This window comes from Glycomyces sp. NPDC050141 (assembly GCF_055586545.1).
The window spans coordinates 140,126-154,792 of sequence record NZ_JBVJHZ010000009.1 but is presented as its reverse complement, the minus strand read 5'-3'; the positions used below and the strand labels follow the sequence as shown (position 1 = coordinate 154,792).

At 68.2% G+C, this 14,667-nt stretch carries 17 protein-coding genes and 1 tRNA gene; 10 read left to right on the top strand and 8 right to left on the bottom strand.

Going from position 1 to position 14,667, the window contains the following annotated elements:
• Nucleotides 1-162 precede the first annotated feature (162 nt).
• The 3 genes from ACZ60M_RS08530 to ACZ60M_RS08520 all read left to right on the top strand — a co-directional run bounded on the left by ACZ60M_RS08530 (nt 163) and on the right by ACZ60M_RS08520 (nt 1,785).
• Entirely contained in the window at nt 163-846 is a 684-nt protein-coding gene (locus ACZ60M_RS08530; protein ID WP_465416062.1) for a hypothetical protein, read from the top strand.
• 86 nt (nt 847-932) lie between these two features.
• A complete protein-coding gene (locus tag ACZ60M_RS08525; RefSeq protein WP_465416060.1) occupies nt 933-1,616 on the top strand; it encodes a hypothetical protein in 684 nt (227 codons plus the stop codon).
• A 94-nt stretch (nt 1,617-1,710) separates the two neighbouring features.
• Nucleotides 1,711-1,785, top strand: a tRNA-Gln gene (locus ACZ60M_RS08520).
• A 28-nt stretch (nt 1,786-1,813) separates the two neighbouring features.
• Here the strand turns inward: ACZ60M_RS08520 and ACZ60M_RS08515 are convergent.
• The 6 genes from ACZ60M_RS08515 to ACZ60M_RS08490 all read right to left on the bottom strand — a co-directional run bounded on the left by ACZ60M_RS08515 (nt 1,814) and on the right by ACZ60M_RS08490 (nt 6,675).
• On the bottom strand, nt 1,814-2,071 hold the full coding sequence (locus tag ACZ60M_RS08515; protein ID WP_465416058.1) for a Txe/YoeB family addiction module toxin: 258 nt from the start codon (nt 2,069-2,071) through the stop codon (nt 1,814-1,816).
• On the bottom strand, nt 2,072-2,329 hold the full coding sequence (locus ACZ60M_RS08510; RefSeq protein ID WP_465416056.1) for a type II toxin-antitoxin system Phd/YefM family antitoxin: 258 nt from the start codon (nt 2,327-2,329) through the stop codon (nt 2,072-2,074).
• Nucleotides 2,330-2,458: 129 nt separating this feature from the next.
• The gene (locus tag ACZ60M_RS08505; RefSeq protein WP_465416054.1) at nt 2,459-3,547 is read right to left on the bottom strand and encodes an ROK family protein; all 1,089 of its coding nucleotides are present in this window, start codon (nt 3,545-3,547) and stop codon (nt 2,459-2,461) included.
• A gap of 3 nt (nt 3,548-3,550) precedes the next feature.
• On the bottom strand, nt 3,551-4,810 hold the full coding sequence (locus tag ACZ60M_RS08500) for a sugar ABC transporter permease (protein WP_465416053.1): 1,260 nt from the start codon (nt 4,808-4,810) through the stop codon (nt 3,551-3,553).
• The gene (locus tag ACZ60M_RS08495; RefSeq protein WP_465416051.1) at nt 4,807-5,574 is read right to left on the bottom strand and encodes an ATP-binding cassette domain-containing protein; all 768 of its coding nucleotides are present in this window, start codon (nt 5,572-5,574) and stop codon (nt 4,807-4,809) included. Before ACZ60M_RS08495 ends, ACZ60M_RS08500 begins: the two co-directional genes overlap by 4 nt.
• Nucleotides 5,575-5,583: 9 nt before the next feature.
• Complete coding sequence (locus ACZ60M_RS08490; RefSeq protein WP_465416049.1) at nt 5,584-6,675, bottom strand: sugar ABC transporter substrate-binding protein; 1,092 nt, start codon at nt 6,673-6,675, stop codon at nt 5,584-5,586.
• A gap of 167 nt (nt 6,676-6,842) precedes the next feature.
• Here ACZ60M_RS08490 and glmU point away from each other — a divergent pair, with 167 nt between their 5' ends.
• The 5 genes from glmU (at nt 6,843) to ACZ60M_RS08465 (ending at nt 12,365) form a co-directional block, all read left to right on the top strand.
• Nucleotides 6,843-8,282, top strand: a complete 1,440-nt coding sequence (gene glmU / locus ACZ60M_RS08485) for a bifunctional UDP-N-acetylglucosamine diphosphorylase/glucosamine-1-phosphate N-acetyltransferase GlmU (protein WP_465416047.1) — start codon at nt 6,843-6,845, stop codon at nt 8,280-8,282.
• A 102-nt stretch (nt 8,283-8,384) separates the two neighbouring features.
• Nucleotides 8,385-9,368 (top strand): ribose-phosphate diphosphokinase, encoded by a 984-nt coding sequence (locus tag ACZ60M_RS08480; protein ID WP_270115694.1) that lies wholly within the window; start codon nt 8,385-8,387, stop codon nt 9,366-9,368.
• Between the two features lie 199 nt (nt 9,369-9,567).
• Nucleotides 9,568-10,179, top strand: coding sequence for a 50S ribosomal protein L25/general stress protein Ctc (locus tag ACZ60M_RS08475; RefSeq protein WP_465416045.1), 612 nt, complete (start codon nt 9,568-9,570; stop codon nt 10,177-10,179).
• Between the two features lie 14 nt (nt 10,180-10,193).
• The gene (gene pth, locus ACZ60M_RS08470; protein ID WP_465416043.1) at nt 10,194-10,781 is read left to right on the top strand and encodes an aminoacyl-tRNA hydrolase; all 588 of its coding nucleotides are present in this window, start codon (nt 10,194-10,196) and stop codon (nt 10,779-10,781) included.
• A 114-nt stretch (nt 10,782-10,895) separates the two neighbouring features.
• Entirely contained in the window at nt 10,896-12,365 is a 1,470-nt protein-coding gene (locus ACZ60M_RS08465; protein WP_465416041.1) for a sugar transferase, read from the top strand.
• 47 nt (nt 12,366-12,412) lie between these two features.
• Here ACZ60M_RS08465 and ACZ60M_RS08460 read toward each other — a convergent pair whose 3' ends face one another.
• Together ACZ60M_RS08460 and ACZ60M_RS08455 are read right to left on the bottom strand one after the other, a co-directional pair.
• Nucleotides 12,413-12,700: a hypothetical protein gene (locus ACZ60M_RS08460; RefSeq protein ID WP_465416039.1), complete on the bottom strand. Its 288-nt coding sequence runs from the start codon at nt 12,698-12,700 to the stop codon at nt 12,413-12,415.
• The gene (locus ACZ60M_RS08455) at nt 12,697-12,984 is read right to left on the bottom strand and encodes a hypothetical protein (protein WP_465416037.1); all 288 of its coding nucleotides are present in this window, start codon (nt 12,982-12,984) and stop codon (nt 12,697-12,699) included. The genes ACZ60M_RS08460 and ACZ60M_RS08455 overlap by 4 nt, the downstream gene beginning before the upstream one ends.
• 573 nt (nt 12,985-13,557) lie before the next feature.
• Here ACZ60M_RS08455 and ACZ60M_RS08450 point away from each other — a divergent pair.
• Together ACZ60M_RS08450 and ACZ60M_RS08445 are read left to right on the top strand one after the other, a co-directional pair.
• The gene (locus tag ACZ60M_RS08450) at nt 13,558-13,890 is read left to right on the top strand and encodes a hypothetical protein (RefSeq protein ID WP_465416035.1); all 333 of its coding nucleotides are present in this window, start codon (nt 13,558-13,560) and stop codon (nt 13,888-13,890) included.
• A gap of 13 nt (nt 13,891-13,903) precedes the next feature.
• On the top strand, nt 13,904-14,635 hold the full coding sequence (locus tag ACZ60M_RS08445; RefSeq protein ID WP_465416033.1) for a hypothetical protein: 732 nt from the start codon (nt 13,904-13,906) through the stop codon (nt 14,633-14,635).
• Nucleotides 14,636-14,667 lie beyond the last annotated feature (32 nt).

Sequence of the window (14,667 nt, the reverse complement as noted above, 5' to 3'; positions counted from 1 at the left end):
GGTCGTCGAACACGAGTGCGTTGGCTCTCCCCCCCCCCCCCCCCCCCCCCCCCACCCCCCTCCCCCCCCCCCCCCCTCCCCTCCCCCCCCCCCCCCCAACCCCCCCCCCCCCCCCCCCCCCCCCCCCCCCCCGGCGGCGTTCAGCCCCGCTGAGGAGGAGTCGTGGAATCGGTCGTCGCCGGTGCGTCCGGCATGGTGTTCCTAACGGTGTGCGCGGGGATTCCCGTCGCGGCCGTCGCGCTCGCGGTGGTCTACTCGCGGCGCGCGCGGCAGCGGCACATCGCCCGCATCGCGGCCTGGGCGACCCATCACGGCTTCCAGTACTGGCCGCAGGACCGGTCGGCGCTGGGACTCTCGCGGCAGCCGCCGTTCACCAACGGCAGCGGCCACGAGGCGCTCGACGTCCTGCGGGGGACGTACCGGGACGTGCACCTGCACTGCTTCCAGCTCAAGTACCACGTCAGCAGCGGCGATTCGCAGAGCACGCACTACTACCAGGTGGTCGCGATCAGCCTCCCCGCGATGCGGCCGCTGCTCGACATCGCGCACGAGAACGCGCTGAGCCGGCGGTTCGACAAGGATCTCGGGTTCGAGAACCAGGCGTTCAACGACAAGTTCAAGATCGCGTCGCCGAGCCCGCGGTTCGCGCACGACGTGATCCATCCGCGCACGATGGAGTGGATGCTCGCCGATCCGCGCGCGCACGTGATCCGCTGGCGCTTCGAAGGCGCTTGGCTGATGACCTTCCGGTCGGGCGCGCTCAACCTGAACGAGGTCTTCTACCTCGCGGACTTCCTGCACGACGTGCGCGCCCAGGTGCCGAAGCATGTGTGGTCCGCGCAATAGTCACGATGACCCGGTTCGGACCTTTTGAGGAAACTGTAGGACCGTCGGAGGGGCTGTAGTACATCACACATGACACAGGACCGGCGATGACACCGCTTGAACGCACCGACCTCCTTTTCAACCTCGCGCCCCTGTGCCTGCTGCTCCCGTTCGCGGTCGTCGGCCTGGCGGTCTGGCTGTACTTCCGGGGCGAAGGCAAGCGGGCGAAGGAGCTCAAGGCCTGGGCCAACGCGAGCGGCTACGCCTACCGCAGCGGCGACCCGACGATGGCGGGCCTGTCTAGTGCCGAGCCGTTTGGCAAGGGCAGTCAGCGACGCGGGGTCCACGTGCTGCGCGGGAACCACCGGGGCCAGCCGATACTCATGTGCGAGTACCGGTTCGTGACCGGTGGCGAGCACAAGGAGATTCACAACTACCAGGTGGTCGCAGTGCCGCTCCCCGGCACGGTGCCGCTGCTCGACATCGGCCACGAGACCGGGACCTCGCGCCGGTTCGGCAACGACATCGACTTCGAGAACCAGGCCTTCAACGACAAGTTCAAGATCACCTCGCCTGACCGGCGCTTCGCGTACGACGTCATCCACGCCCGCACTATGGAGTGGATGATTGCCGACCAGCGCGCCGAATTCTGGCAGTGGCGCTTCGAAGGCCGTTGGCTCATGAACTTCCGCAAGGGCGTGCTCAACCCTCCGGATGCGCTGCAGCGCGCCGACTTCCTCCTGGACGTACGAGTCCAGCTGCCCGCCTACCTCTGGTCGCAGCGCCCCTGACCCGCACCCGGATCCGGTACTCCGTCACCGGAGCCGCGCTGGTCCGGGCTGCTAGAATGGCTGCGCGCGGGCCGCTGAACGGCGCTGCCCGCGATGGCCCGTGGTGTAATTGGCAACACTACTGATTTTGGTTCAGTCATTTCAGGTTCGAGTCCTGGCGGGCCAGCCAGCAGACCCCATTCGAAAGCGGTTCGCCCTCAGCCGTAGTGTCCGCGGGCTTGGGCGATTTCGACGACGTCATCCCGCACCCGGTAGACCAGGCGATGTTCCTCATCGATCCGCCGCGACCACCATCCGGAGAGCGGCCCCTTCAACGGCTCGGGTTTGCCGATGCCAGTGAACGGTTCACGCTTGATCTCCTTGACCAGGCGGTTGATCCGCTTGGTGATCTTGCGGTCGCTCTCGGCCCAGTAGGTGTAGTCCTCCCAGCCGACTTCCGAAAAGACGGTCTTCACTCAGTCGTCCTCCACCTCGATGAGGTCGCGGACGGTGCCGCCTCCGGCGTCCATTTCGGCGATCGAGCTCAGCAGTCGCTCAGCGTTGCGGCGCGACCGGAGCAAGTACATCGTTTCCTGCCATGCCTCGTAGTCCTCCTCTGACATCAGCACGGCGTTGCCGCCCTTCGAGGAGATCCGCACGGGGGAGTGGTCGTCGTTGACCTTCTTGATGAGCGGGAACAGGTCCCTCCTGGCCTCACTTGCGGTAATGGTCATGGGGCCGCCTCCTCTCGCAATTGTGGCACCTCATATGGTACATGAGTTGTACGAGAAAAGGTACCATTCAGTTCGGCGGTCAACGGGTCGCCCGGTCGTCTGATACGACCTCGAACAAGTCGCGAGACGCTAACGCATGCGGTCGAAGACCGCCGCGAAACCCGTCTCCGCCGCGCCGATCAGCGCACCTTCATCACCGAGTACCGGCGTGCGCAGCCGCAGTTTCGAGCGCAGGTGCGGCAGGGTCGTCTCCGCCAGTGCCGAACGCACCGGGGCGGCCGCCGACAGGTACAGCTCGCGAAGCCAGCCGCCGAACAGGATCTCGTCCGGGCCCGTCGCCGTCACGACCGCGCCCAGCGCCCGGCCCAGGTCCTGGCCCGACCGGCGCAGCCGGTCGCGGGCCGCGCCGTCGCCCAGGCCCGCCGCGAGGGTCGCGCCCTCGATGTCGTCGGCGAACCCGAACGCCTCCATCTCGGCCTCCAGGCACCCCCGCAGCCCGCACGCGCACTCCAGGCCGCCCGGTTCGACCACGATGTGCCCCAACTGGATCGACCCGCCGCGCTGCGCCCGGCCGTCGATCACCAGCCCGGCCGTCAACCCCCGGCCCCCGTGCAGGTAGATCAGCTTCCGGGCCTCGTGCGCGTCCCCGCGCGACCACTCGCCGACCGCCGCCGCCGTCGCCGTGTCCACGACCCGCCACTCCCGGCCCGTCGCCGCCGCCAGCTCCGCCGTGGCATCCCGGTCGACCCACCCGAGCTCCGTCGAGAGCGCGACCACGCCCTCGTCGACCAGGCCCGGCACTGCCGCCACGGCCTCCACCGCGCCAGCGGCCGTCCCCCCGGTCAGCACCGCGACCGCCGCCATCGGATCGTCGCCCGCGTCCAAAGCGGTCTCCGACCGCTCCAGCACTTCGCCGCCCAACCCGACCAGCGCGAACCGCAGCCGGTCGGCGCGGATCTCCACGACCGCCACCGTGATCGACTGCGGGACGCACGCCACGAGCGTCGAGGGTCGACCGGCCGCGCCGGTCGACTGCCCCGTCGTCTCCTGCAGGTGCCCTGACTCGGCCAGGTCGGTCGCGAGCGCGCCGATCGTGGAACGGTTGAGCTCCAACGATTCCGTGAGCGCGGCGCGGGTCTGGGGGCCGTGCCGGTGGAGCTGTTCGAGCAGCGCCGCGCGGTTGCGCCGCCGCAGTTCCACGGCCGGAGGCAGGGCCACCGGTCAGTGCCTGCCGAAGAGCTTGCCCCGGCCCCGGGACATGGCGTCCACGCCCGCCGCGAGCAGCAGCACCGCGCCCGTGACGCCGAAGCGCACGCCGGCGCTCAGCCCCATCAGGCCCATGCCGTTGTTGATGATCGCCACGACCGCTCCTCCCAGCAGGGCCGCCCGCACCGTGCCCTTGCCACCGAAGAGGCTAGCACCGCCGATGACCGCCGCCCCCACAGAAAGCAGGAGCACATTGGACCCTCCCGTGTTGGGGTCCACCGAGGCCGCGCGCGACGCGGCGACGATGCCGCCGACCGCCGCCATGCCCGAGCAGATGACGAACGCCGCGATGCGCACCCGGTCGACGTTCACGCCCGCGCGCACCGCCGCCTCCCGGTTCCCGCCCACCGCATAGAGGTGCCGCCCGAACCTGGTGCGGTGCAGCACGAACGTCCACACCGCGAACAGCGCCCCGAGGATCACGACCACCACGGGAACGCCCGTGAGCGAGATGATCTGCGGGTTCGCCGAACGCTCCAGGTTCAACAGGAACACCCCGGCCGTCAGCAGCAGCCCGAGCGCCGAGATCCGCGCCGCCACGACCGCGAGCGGCTCGTGCACGAGCGACCTTGCGACGCGCCGCCGCCACCGGTGCAACTGCAGCCCAGCGTAAGCCGCCACCGTGAACACCAGCAGCGCCCAGCCCTGCCAGCGCTCCAGGTTCCCGCCCGCCACGGCCTTCACCGTCTCGTTGTTGATGCTGATGTTGCTGCCTTCCTCGAGGATCATGAGCACGATCCCTTGGAACGCCAGGAACGCCGCGAGCGTCACCACGAACGACGGTATGCCGAGCTTCACCACCAGCGCCCCCAGCAGCAGCCCGATCACCACACCCGTGGCGATCGCCGCGCCGACCGCGAGCGGCCACGGCATCCCCCAGTTGGTGAGGACCACCGCCATGACCGCCGCGCACACGCCTGAGGCGAACCCGGCCGACAGGTCGATCTCGCCGAGGATGAGCACGAACACCAGGCCCATCGCGATGCACGCGACGGCCGCGCCCTGCCCGAACAGGTTCGCGAGGTTCCCCACCGAGAGGAACACCGGCTGCGAGATCCCGAAGAACACGCACAGCGCGATGATCCCCGCGACGGCCGGCAGCGCCCCGACCTCGCCCGAGCGCACCTCCGCCCAGTACCCGCGCAGGTGCTCGGCGACGGCGCGCACCGCTCCCGGCTCCGTCCCGGCCTCCGGCCGGGTCTCCACTGTGGTCACGTCCGGGCTCCATTCGTGTCCGCGCCGAGCCCGAGGGTCCCGGACCTGCCGCTGGTGATGAGTTCGACCACCTGCGACTGGGTGGCGTCGGCGGCGTCGAGCACGGCCGCCATGCGCCCCAGGTAGAGAGCGGCGATCCGGTCGGCGACGGCGAAGACGTCGTTGAGGTTGTGGGAGATGTACAGCACCGCGAGACCCTGGTCCGCGAGGCGGCGGATGAGTTCGAGCACCTGCCGGGTCTGGGCCACGCCCAGCGCGGCGGTCGGCTCGTCGAGGATGACCAGCCGCGAGTTCCACAGCACCGCTTTGGCGATCGCGACGGTCTGGCGCTGGCCGCCGGAGAGGCTGGCCACGGGCTGGCGGAGGTTCCGGATCGTGCGCACCGCAAGCGAAGCGAGCGTCTCGGCCGCCAGTTGCTCCATGGCGTCGTCGTCGAGGACGAGCCCGCGGACTTTCTCCCGCCCCAGGAACAGGTTCTCGACGACGTCGAGGTTGTCGCACAGCGCGAGGTCCTGGTAGACGACCTCGATCCCGAGCGAGGCGGCGTCGCGGGGGCCAGTGATGTGGCGGGACTCGCCGTCTACAGCGATGCTCCCGCCGTCGATGCCGTGGATCCCGGCGACGCATTTGACCAGTGTGGACTTTCCGGCGCCGTTGTCGCCGACCAGCGCGCAGACCTCTCCGGCGTCGATCGCGAGATCGACGTCGGAGAGGACCTCGACCGGTCCGAAGCGCTTCGAGAGTCCGGTGAGTTCGAGCAGCACGTGCAGCCCCTATCCGATGCCGTGCTCGGTGCAGAGCGCCGCGTACTCCCCGGCGCACAGCTCGGCCGGGTCGGCGAAGCCGTCGTCGACGACGAGCTGGATGTTCTCGATGGTGATCCCGACGGGTTCGAGGAGCACGGAGGCCACCTCGGCCCCGCTCACCGGGTCGACGACGCTGGCGTCGGTGGTCGGCTTCTCGCCGTTGGCAAGGGCCACGGCGAGTTCGGCGGCCGCGTTGGCCTCCTCCTCGATCGCCTTGTACACGGTCATGCACTGGTCGCCGGTGAGGATGTTCTGCAGCCCCTGGATGGTGGCGTCCTGCCCGGTGACGGGCACGGTGCCGTTGAGGTTGTTGCGCTCCAGGACGGTGATGACCGCGTGCGCCAGGCCGTCGTTGGCGGCCAGCACGCCGTCGATCTCGGTGCCGGTGTCGGTGAGCATCTGCTCGAAGAGCGTGCCGCCCTGGGCGTTGTCCCAGTCGGGCACCCACTCGTCGGGGCCCTTCTCGAACGTCGCGGCGTCGTAGAGCGGCTGGAGCACCGAGTCGTACCCGTTCTTGAACAGGGTCGCGTTGTTGTCGGTCGGGGAGCCGTTGAGCTCGGCGACGAGCGGCTTCTCCGCGCCTTCAAGGCAGGAGACGAGGCCCTCGCCCTGGAGGACGCCGACCTGCTCGTTGTCGAAGCTCACGTAGTAGTCGGCGCCGCCGTCTTCGGTGAGCCGGTCGTAGTCGATGGTGGCCACGCCCTGGGACTTGGCCTTCTCGATCACGGTCTTGCCGGTGCCGGAGTCGAGGTTCACGGTGACCAGCACGTTGACGCCCTTGGTGAGCATCTGGTCGGCGATGGTCTGGAAGTCCTCGCGGCTGCCTTGGGCGTTCTGGATGTCGTAGTCGACCCCGGCCGCCTCGAACGCGGCTTCGAGGTACTTGCGGTCGGCGGTCTCCCACCGGTCCGAGGAGGCGGAGTCGGGGAGGATGACGCCGATGAAGGGCTTGTCGTCGCCGCCACCGCCGCCGTCATCGGAGCCGCAGGCGGCCATGGTGAAGACGAGGGCCGTGCCTGCGGCGGCGGCCAGGAGCGGGCGTGGACTGAGAAGGTGCATGAGAGGTACCTCCGAGGTTTGTTGTTGTCTGCAACATATGATGAGTGACGCAGCTCGCACAAGTGTCAGCGAGATGGAGAGCGTGTTCCATTCGTAACGATTCGGTGACGGCCCACGCCCCCGGGCCGGGCTGTTCATGTCGGGGCCACCGACTACCATGGCCCATCATGAGCAGTGAGCGTTCGGCGATCATCCTGGCCGCTGGCCTGGGCACCCGCATGAAGTCCTCCAAACCGAAGGTCCTGCACGAGGTGCTCGGCCGCTCCCTGGTGGGCCACGTCCTCCGCAGTGTGAAGGCCATCCGGCCCGAGCGCCAGATCGTGGTCGTCGGCGCCGCCGCCGACCAGGTGCGCGCCCACCTCGCCGAGGTCGCCCCCGAGGCCGACACGGTCTTCCAGGACCAGCAGCTCGGCACCGGCCACGCCGTCAAGATCGCGATGGACGCCAACCCGGACCTCAAGGGCACCATCGTGGTCGCCTTCGGGGACGCGCCCCTCCTGCGCTCCAGCTCCATCGCCGAGCTCGTCGAGGTGCACGAGAAGAAGGGCAACTCGGTCACGGTCCTCACCGCCGTCGTCGACGACCCCACCGGCCTCGGCCGCATCGTGCGCGACAACGAGGGCAACGTGCTCCGCAACGTCGAGCACCGCGACGCCGACCCCGAGGAACTCGCCATCCGCGAGATCAACTCCGGGACCTTCGCGTGCGACGCCGACGTCCTCCGCGCCCAGCTCGCGCGCCTCTCCACCGCCAACGACCAGGGCGAGTACTACCTCACCGACATCATCGAGCTCGCGCGCGAAGCCGGTCACACCGTCGGCGCCGTCGTCGTCGACGACCCCACCGAGACCCTCGGCTGCAACGACCGCGCCCAGCTCGCCGACCTCCGCCGCATCCTCCAGGGCCGCATCAACACCGAGCTGATGAAGTCCGGCGTCACCATGGACGACCCGGCCACCACCTGGATCGACGCCACCGCCAAGGTCGCCCCCGACGTCCACCTGCACCCCGGCGTGCAGCTCAAGGGCGCCACCGCCGTCGACTCCGGCGCCGAGATCGGCCCCGACACGACCCTCACCGACACCATCGTCGGCGCGGGCGCCGTCGTCGTCCGCTCCCACGCCGACCAGTCCCACATCGGAGAAGGCGCGCACGTCGGCCCGTACGCGCACCTGCGCCCGGCCTCCAAGCTCGCCGAGAAGGCCAAGATCGGCGCGTTCGTCGAGACCAAGAACGCCGAGATCGGCCCCGGCGCGAAGGCCAACCACCTCGCCTACCTCGGCGACGCCACCGTGGGCGCCAACGCCAACATCGGCTGCGGTGTCATCACCGCCAACTACGACGGCGTCAAGAAGCACCGCACCGAGATCGGCGAAGCGGCCTTCATCGGCTGCGACACCGTCCTCGTCGCCCCCGTCTCGGTCGGCGACGGCGCCTACATCGCCGCCGGCTCCACCATCGTCAAGGACGTCGAACCCGGCGACCTCGGCGTGGCCCGCGCCCGCCAGGCCGTGCTCACCGACTGGGTCGCCAAGAAGCGCCCCGGCACCGTCTCCGATAAGGCAGCGAGGCGAGCGAAGGGTGAGGCGGGAGTGTCGGAAGCGTGACGGGACACTAAACCCCCCGGTCCCCTCGCGCTTCGGGGCCGGGTCGGGGACACTGGAACCGTCGAGGTTCAGGTGAGACGACCTACTGGGGGAGCCCACGTCATGGCGAGCATGTCCGCTGTCAACTCCAAGATGCTCATGCTGTTCTCCGGGCGCGCCTACCCGGAGCTGGCTGAGGAGATCGGGAAGCACCTCGGGGTCGCACCGACCCCGATGAGCGCCTACTCCTTCGCCAACGGCGAGCTCTTCGTGCGCTACCAGGAGTCGGTCCGCGGCTGCGACGCCTTCGTCGTGCAGTCCATGCCCGCCCCGATCAACGAGTGGGTCATGGAGACCCTCATCATGATCGACGCGCTCAAGCGCGGCTCCGCGAAGCGCATCACCGTCGTGCTGCCGTTCTACCCGTACGCGCGCCAGGACAAGAAGCACCGCGGCCGCGAGCCCATCTCCGCGCGCCTCATGGCCGACCTGCTCAAGACCGCAGGTGCCGACCGCATCCTCACCGTGGACCTCCACACCGCCCAGATCCAGGGCTTCTTCGACGGCCCCGTCGACCACCTCTTCGCCATGGGCACGCTCGCCCGCTACGTCGAGGAGAAGTACGCCGACCGCCAGATGGCCGTCGTCTCGCCCGACACCGGGCGCGTGCGCCTCGCCGAGCGCTGGTCCGACCGCCTCGGCGGCTGCCCCATCGCGTTCGTGCACAAGACCCGCGACCCGCTCAAGCCCAACCAGGTCGTCGCGCACAAGGTCGTCGGCGACGTCGAAGGACGCACCTGCCTCCTCATCGACGACATGATCGACACCGCGGGCACCATCTGCTCCGCCGCCGAGATGCTCAAGGAGTCCGGCGTCGAGGACATCGTGATCGCCTCCACGCACGCGATCATGTCCGGCCCCGCCGTCGAGCGCCTCGCCAAGGCGCCCGTCAGCGAAGTGATCGTCACCAACACCCTGCCGCTCCCCAAGGAAGCCCAGGACCTGGAGAAGATCACCACCCTGTCCATCGCGCCGCTCGTCGCGAAGGCCATCTGGGAGGTCTTCAACGACGGCTCCGTCACCACGCTCTTCGGCGGTCTCTCGTAAGTCACATATCGACGCCCGTGTCAAGCCTGATCTGATGCGCGTAGTACTCTGGTGGGGTTGCCGACGGCGAGGGTGTCCTCCAGAGGGCGCCGTAATCGACGCAAAGGCGTAGGTCTTTTTCAGGGCTCGAGTGCCCTTCTGAATGCCGACGTGAGCGTCGAGCGCCGCAAATGTTGCTAAGAAACAGGGGAGTATTTCCGTGTCCGAAGTTCGTATCAGCGCCGAGCCTCGCACTGACTTCGGGAAGGGCGGTGCCCGCCGTACGCGCCGGGCTGGAAAGGTTCCCGCGGTGGTCTACGGCCACGGCGAGAAGCCGCTCCACATTTCCCTTCCCTCGCTCGAGCTCGCCGCCGCCATCCGCAAGGGCGGCGCCAACCAGCTCATGGCCATCGAGGTCACTGACGGCACCCGCGAGCTGGTGATCCCCAAGGACATCCAGCGCGACCCGCTGCGTGACGAGATCGTCCACGCCGACCTCCTGATCGTCCGCCGCGGCGAGAAGGTCACCACCGACATCCAGCTCTCCTTCGTCGGCGAAGCCGAAAAGGGCGGCCTGGTCGTGCACGACCTCACCGTCCTGTCGGTCGAGGCCGAGGCCACCCACATCCCCGAGTCGATCGAGGTGAGCATCGAGGGCCTGGCCATCGGTTCGCAGCGTCTGGTCTCCGAGATCGTGGTCCCCGAGGGCATCGTCATCCTGACCGACGGCTCGCAGGCCGTCGCCTCCGTCTCCGAGCCGCGCGGCGAAGCCCCGGCCGAGGACGAGGCCGCCGAGGGCGAAGCCGCCCCCGCCGCCGCTGCCGCCGAGTAAAACCGAGTACCTACATGACCGACACCCCGACGCTCGTGGTCGGCCTGGGCAACCCCGGGCCGAAGTACGCCGCGAACCGCCACAATGTCGGTTTCATGGTTGTCGACGCGCTCGCCCGGCGCGTCGGCGGCCGTTTCGCCGTGGCCCGCAAGGCCCGCGCCGAAGTCTGCGAGGCCCGCTTGGGGGTAGGCGGGCCTCGCGTCATTCTCGTCAAACCGCTGACGTTCATGAACCTCTCCGGTGAGGCCGTCGGCCCGCTCGCCCAGTACTTCGGGGTCGCCCCCGACTCGGTGATCGCGGTCCACGACGAGCTCGACGTCCCCTTCGGCGAGCTGCGCCTCAAGCGCGGCGGCGGCGAAGGCGGCCACAACGGCCTCCGCTCCCTCACGAAAGTCCTGGGCACCAAGGACTACGCCCGCGTCCGCTTCGGCGTCGGCCGCCCGCCCGGCCGCCAGGACGCGGCCGACTTCGTCCTCAAGGACTTCGCGAAAGCCGAACGCCCCGAAGTCGACCTGAACATCGAACTCGCCGCCGACGCGGTCGAAGCCATCATCGAAAAAGGCTTCGTCCTGGCGCAGAACGCGTTCAACGCCCCCTCGTAGTCCTAACTAGACCGGACCTCACGTACTCCGCAGGGTGACAACCCCGTCACTCAAAGTCCAGTCGGTCGTTAACCGGTCATGACAGTGGTTGCGGACTCGACGGCTTTCGATGGCGTGCAGGACAGCCCCGCGAGAGGGCGCGTCTATTCCATAGGACCCCAAGCGACCCGGCCCTACGGCGGCCCACCTGCCTGGCAGCGCAAGTACTTCACGGGCATCATCGCCTCCGACATCGGCGCCGGCATCTTCGGTGCGGCGCTGGCCTTCTTCGCCCGCTTCGGCCATGTCAACGACGGCACCCGCATCTACGCCCTCGCTCTGATCGCCTTGCCCGCCGTATGGATCGCGGCCCTCGGCCTCTCCCGAGCCTTCGAGAAGCGCTACCTCTTCGTAGGCACCGAGGAATACCAGCGCATCGTCCACGGAGCAGTAGCGCTCACCGCAGCGGTCGCAATAGTCTCCTATGGACTGGAACTCCCGACCTCCCGCGTCTTCGTCCTCATCGCGATCCCCACGGCCGCAGCCTGTTCCATCGTCGCCCGCTTCGCCTGGCGCAAATGGCTCCACCACATGCGCCGCGACGGCCGCTGCATGAAACGCGTCGTCCTCGTCGGCCACGAGTCCTCCGTCGCCGCCCTCATCGTCCAGCTCCGCCGCGAGCACTACCACGGCCTCAACGTCGTCGCCGCCTGTCTGCCCACCGACAGACCCCAAGGGGCCCTGCTGGACTTTGACACCCGCGTCCGCGGCAGCTTCGACCGCATCGCCGAAGCCGTCGCCGCCGAACGCGCCGACACCGTGATCGTCCTGGGCTGCCCCGAAATCGACGGCCAAGCGCTCCGCCGCCTCGCCTGGAAACTCGAACGCAGCGAAGTCGACCTCATCGTCGCCTCCGCACTCGTCGACGTCGCCGGTGACCGCACCACCGTCCGCCCCGTCGACGGCCTCCCCATGCTCCACCTCGACCACGCCCGCCTCACCGGAGTCCGCCGCGTCGCAAAGGAAGCCGTGGACCGAGTCGGCGCCGCCATGCTCCTCCTCGCACTTTCCCCGCTCCTCCTCAGCGCCGCATTCCTCATCCGCTGCACCTCGCCCGGCCCGGCCCTGTTCAAACAGGAGCGCATCGGCAAGGACGGCCAGCCGTTCACCATCTGGAAGTTCCGCACCATGCACATGGACGCCGAACGCCGCCTCGCCGAAATCGCGCACCTCAACGAAGGCGACGGCGTCCTCTTCAAGATGAAGGACGACCCCCGCATCACCACCGTCGGCAAATACCTGCGCCGCTTCTCCATCGACGAGTTCCCCCAACTCGTCAACGTCCTCCGCGGCGACATGAGCCTCGTCGGACCCCGCCCGCCGCTCGCGATCGAGGTGGCCGCCTACGAATCCGACATGCGCCGCCGCCTTGCCGTCAAGCCCGGCATGACCGGCCTCTGGCAGGTCTCCGGTCGCTCAGACCTCCCTTGGGAAGAGGCCGTGCGCCTCGACCTGCGCTACGTCGAGCACTGGAACCTCTCGCTGGACTTCGTCATCCTGCTGCGCACGGTGACCGCCATCCTGCGCCCGCAAGGCGCGTACTGATTTTCTGTCAAGCGCCCCGCCCGGGTTTCCGGGCGGGGCGCTCTGCTCTACCCGTTGCACTCCCGGACCGCCTCGGCCCAGATCACCGTCGCCCGCTGAATGATCGCCGCGCAATGCAGCCCGGCCCACTCGGCATCGATCGGCGAACTGACCCGCAGCGCGGGCTGGTCGGTGTCGAGGTAGATGACCGACCCGACGGCCCTCGTTTCCGCCCCCGCGAAGGTCACCCGGATGCGGGACTGGCAGAAGCTCGCGTCGAACCGCAGGAACCGGTCGCCGATCCAGGCCTTCCCGACCACGTACGTCGTATCCAGCGGCGCGTTCGCTCCCTTCACGCGGCGGCCCCCGCGAAGTTCAGCGGCACAACGAGATACCGCGACCCGTCCGGCCTGACATGCAACCCGGGCTCATGCGGATCGGGCCTGGGGTGCGGTCGCGGCCGGTAGTCGACCAACGGGGGAGCGGGGTCCTCGGCAGGTTCGTCCCCGTCACGCGGCTCGGAGTCGGGCTCGGCGAGCAGCGGCAGGGCCAGCCCCGAGGCCAGCGCGTACAGGAGCAGGTACGCGAACCCGAGCAGCAGCGCGAGCCGCTTGCGAAGGGCCGCAGCCGGATGTGGCATCGGGGGCTCGGCCGCTTCTCGTACGGCCGCGAGCTTGGCGGCGAAGCGAGCGGGGTCCTGCGGCGTACGAGGCCACGGCGCCCAGGGAGGAACGGCGGCCCGACCGCCGTCAGGCCCCGGACGGGCCCAGAGCGGGGTGCCGGAGACGGGCCGGACGGCAGTCCAGCAGTCCTCCAACTTCGGTCGTTGAACAGGGGAAACACCGGGCACCGCTTGGGTTCCCGATTCGGTGAAACGCGCGTAATGAGCTGTTGACGCGGCCCGGTTTTCGCGTAGGGTGGGACTGACCACGGGAGGTTCGCCTTCCTGGTGTTTGGTGGTGGGCCGCCGCTTGATTCGACTCTTGGAGGCGGCCCACCGTTTGATATTCACTTGCACGCTATGAAGACTCATCGCGTGATCTACGACGGTGACACGCTTTGTCAATCCCCGTCAAGGCGACACGCCGAAAGCGTCTACACCCGTTCGGGCGACAGTGCGAGAACACCACGATCACACGGTGTTGCAACGAGCCGTTAGAATCGAGACGGTTTTGCAGAAGTTTCGCCCGATACACCCCCGGAGGTCCCCACCGTGGCTCAGCGCATTCTCGACCCCGCTTACTTGGAGGCGTACCGCGACGAACTCGCGCTTCGCTTCAACTTCGTAACCGAGAAGCTCCAGATGCTGGCCACGGGCAACGAACTCGGCGTCGAACCCGGCTTCGGCCTCCTCGACTCCTCGCAGCAGGCCCGACTCGATTACGCAGCCGCCCACGAGGAGCTGTGGAACAACCTGCAGAAACTCCGCGCAGACCTTTACGGCGCCATCGTGACGATCAACGAATCGCTTGGCGTGCACATGGATTCCGAGGAATTGAACCTCACTGAATTCAACGCCAGCCAATCCGACGTCGAGAACTCCTAGGACCCCCGAACTCATGAAGCGCACAATCTTCAAGACCTTCGCCGCGACCGGCGCCGCTGCACTCCTCCTGAGCGGCTGCAGCCTCCTCCAACGAGGCGAGGACACCTCCGGCGACTCAAACGGCGATAACGGCGGCAGCGACAACGCCGTCTACAACGAGATGGCCTCCTGGAACGCTTGCGAAGTTCTCAGCAACCTGCAGCCCATTACCGATGAAATGGGAATCGAGGGCTATGGCTCCTCGACTGCTGCTGGTGGCGAACCGACCGTTTCCGAGATCGGGAACACGCTGGATCCCGATTCGATCGGCTGCAACGACCTCATCAGTATTTCTGCCGCCGATGAGTACGCAAGCACAATGGGTGGCGGGGAAATCAAAGTCAAGATCATCCCCACCGAGGATGAGGAGCAGGCAACGGCCGCCTACGAGGACCGTGTTGCTGCCGCCGAGTCGGCGTCATCCCAAGGGACCGATGGTCAGAGCGAGGAGTTCGGAGATCCCTGGGACCAGGGAACCTTGGTCTCTTGGATCGGCAGCGCGGAAAGCCCCAACGTCGAGGTGATTGCCCGTGATGGGCAGTGGGTGTTTCACATTCAGCTGAACTACGGCGCGGACTTCGGCCTTCGAAACGAAGGAACCCCGGCGTATCAGTTCACCGGCGAAGAACTCAACCAGTGGTTCGTCGACACTTACCTGCCTGAGGTCAACACGACCGTCAACGACCGGATTGCGGAGGTCCAGTAGTCATGGGCGACAACATCGAATTCCAGACTGAG

Coding starts and splice junctions, on each gene's coding strand:
- ACZ60M_RS08525 (WP_465416060.1), top strand. CDS start 933: ATGACACCGCTTGAACGCACCGACCTCCTTTTCAACCTCGCGCCCCTG.
- ACZ60M_RS08510 (WP_465416056.1), bottom strand. CDS start 2,329: ATGACCATTACCGCAAGTGAGGCCAGGAGGGACCTGTTCCCGCTCATC.
- ACZ60M_RS08490 (WP_465416049.1), bottom strand. CDS start 6,675: ATGCACCTTCTCAGTCCACGCCCGCTCCTGGCCGCCGCCGCAGGCACG.
- glmU (WP_465416047.1), top strand. CDS start 6,843: ATGAGCAGTGAGCGTTCGGCGATCATCCTGGCCGCTGGCCTGGGCACC.
- ACZ60M_RS08480 (WP_270115694.1), top strand. CDS start 8,385: ATGGCGAGCATGTCCGCTGTCAACTCCAAGATGCTCATGCTGTTCTCC.
- pth (WP_465416043.1), top strand. CDS start 10,194: ATGACCGACACCCCGACGCTCGTGGTCGGCCTGGGCAACCCCGGGCCG.
- ACZ60M_RS08455 (WP_465416037.1), bottom strand. CDS start 12,984: ATGCCACATCCGGCTGCGGCCCTTCGCAAGCGGCTCGCGCTGCTGCTC.
- ACZ60M_RS08445 (WP_465416033.1), top strand. CDS start 13,904: ATGAAGCGCACAATCTTCAAGACCTTCGCCGCGACCGGCGCCGCTGCA.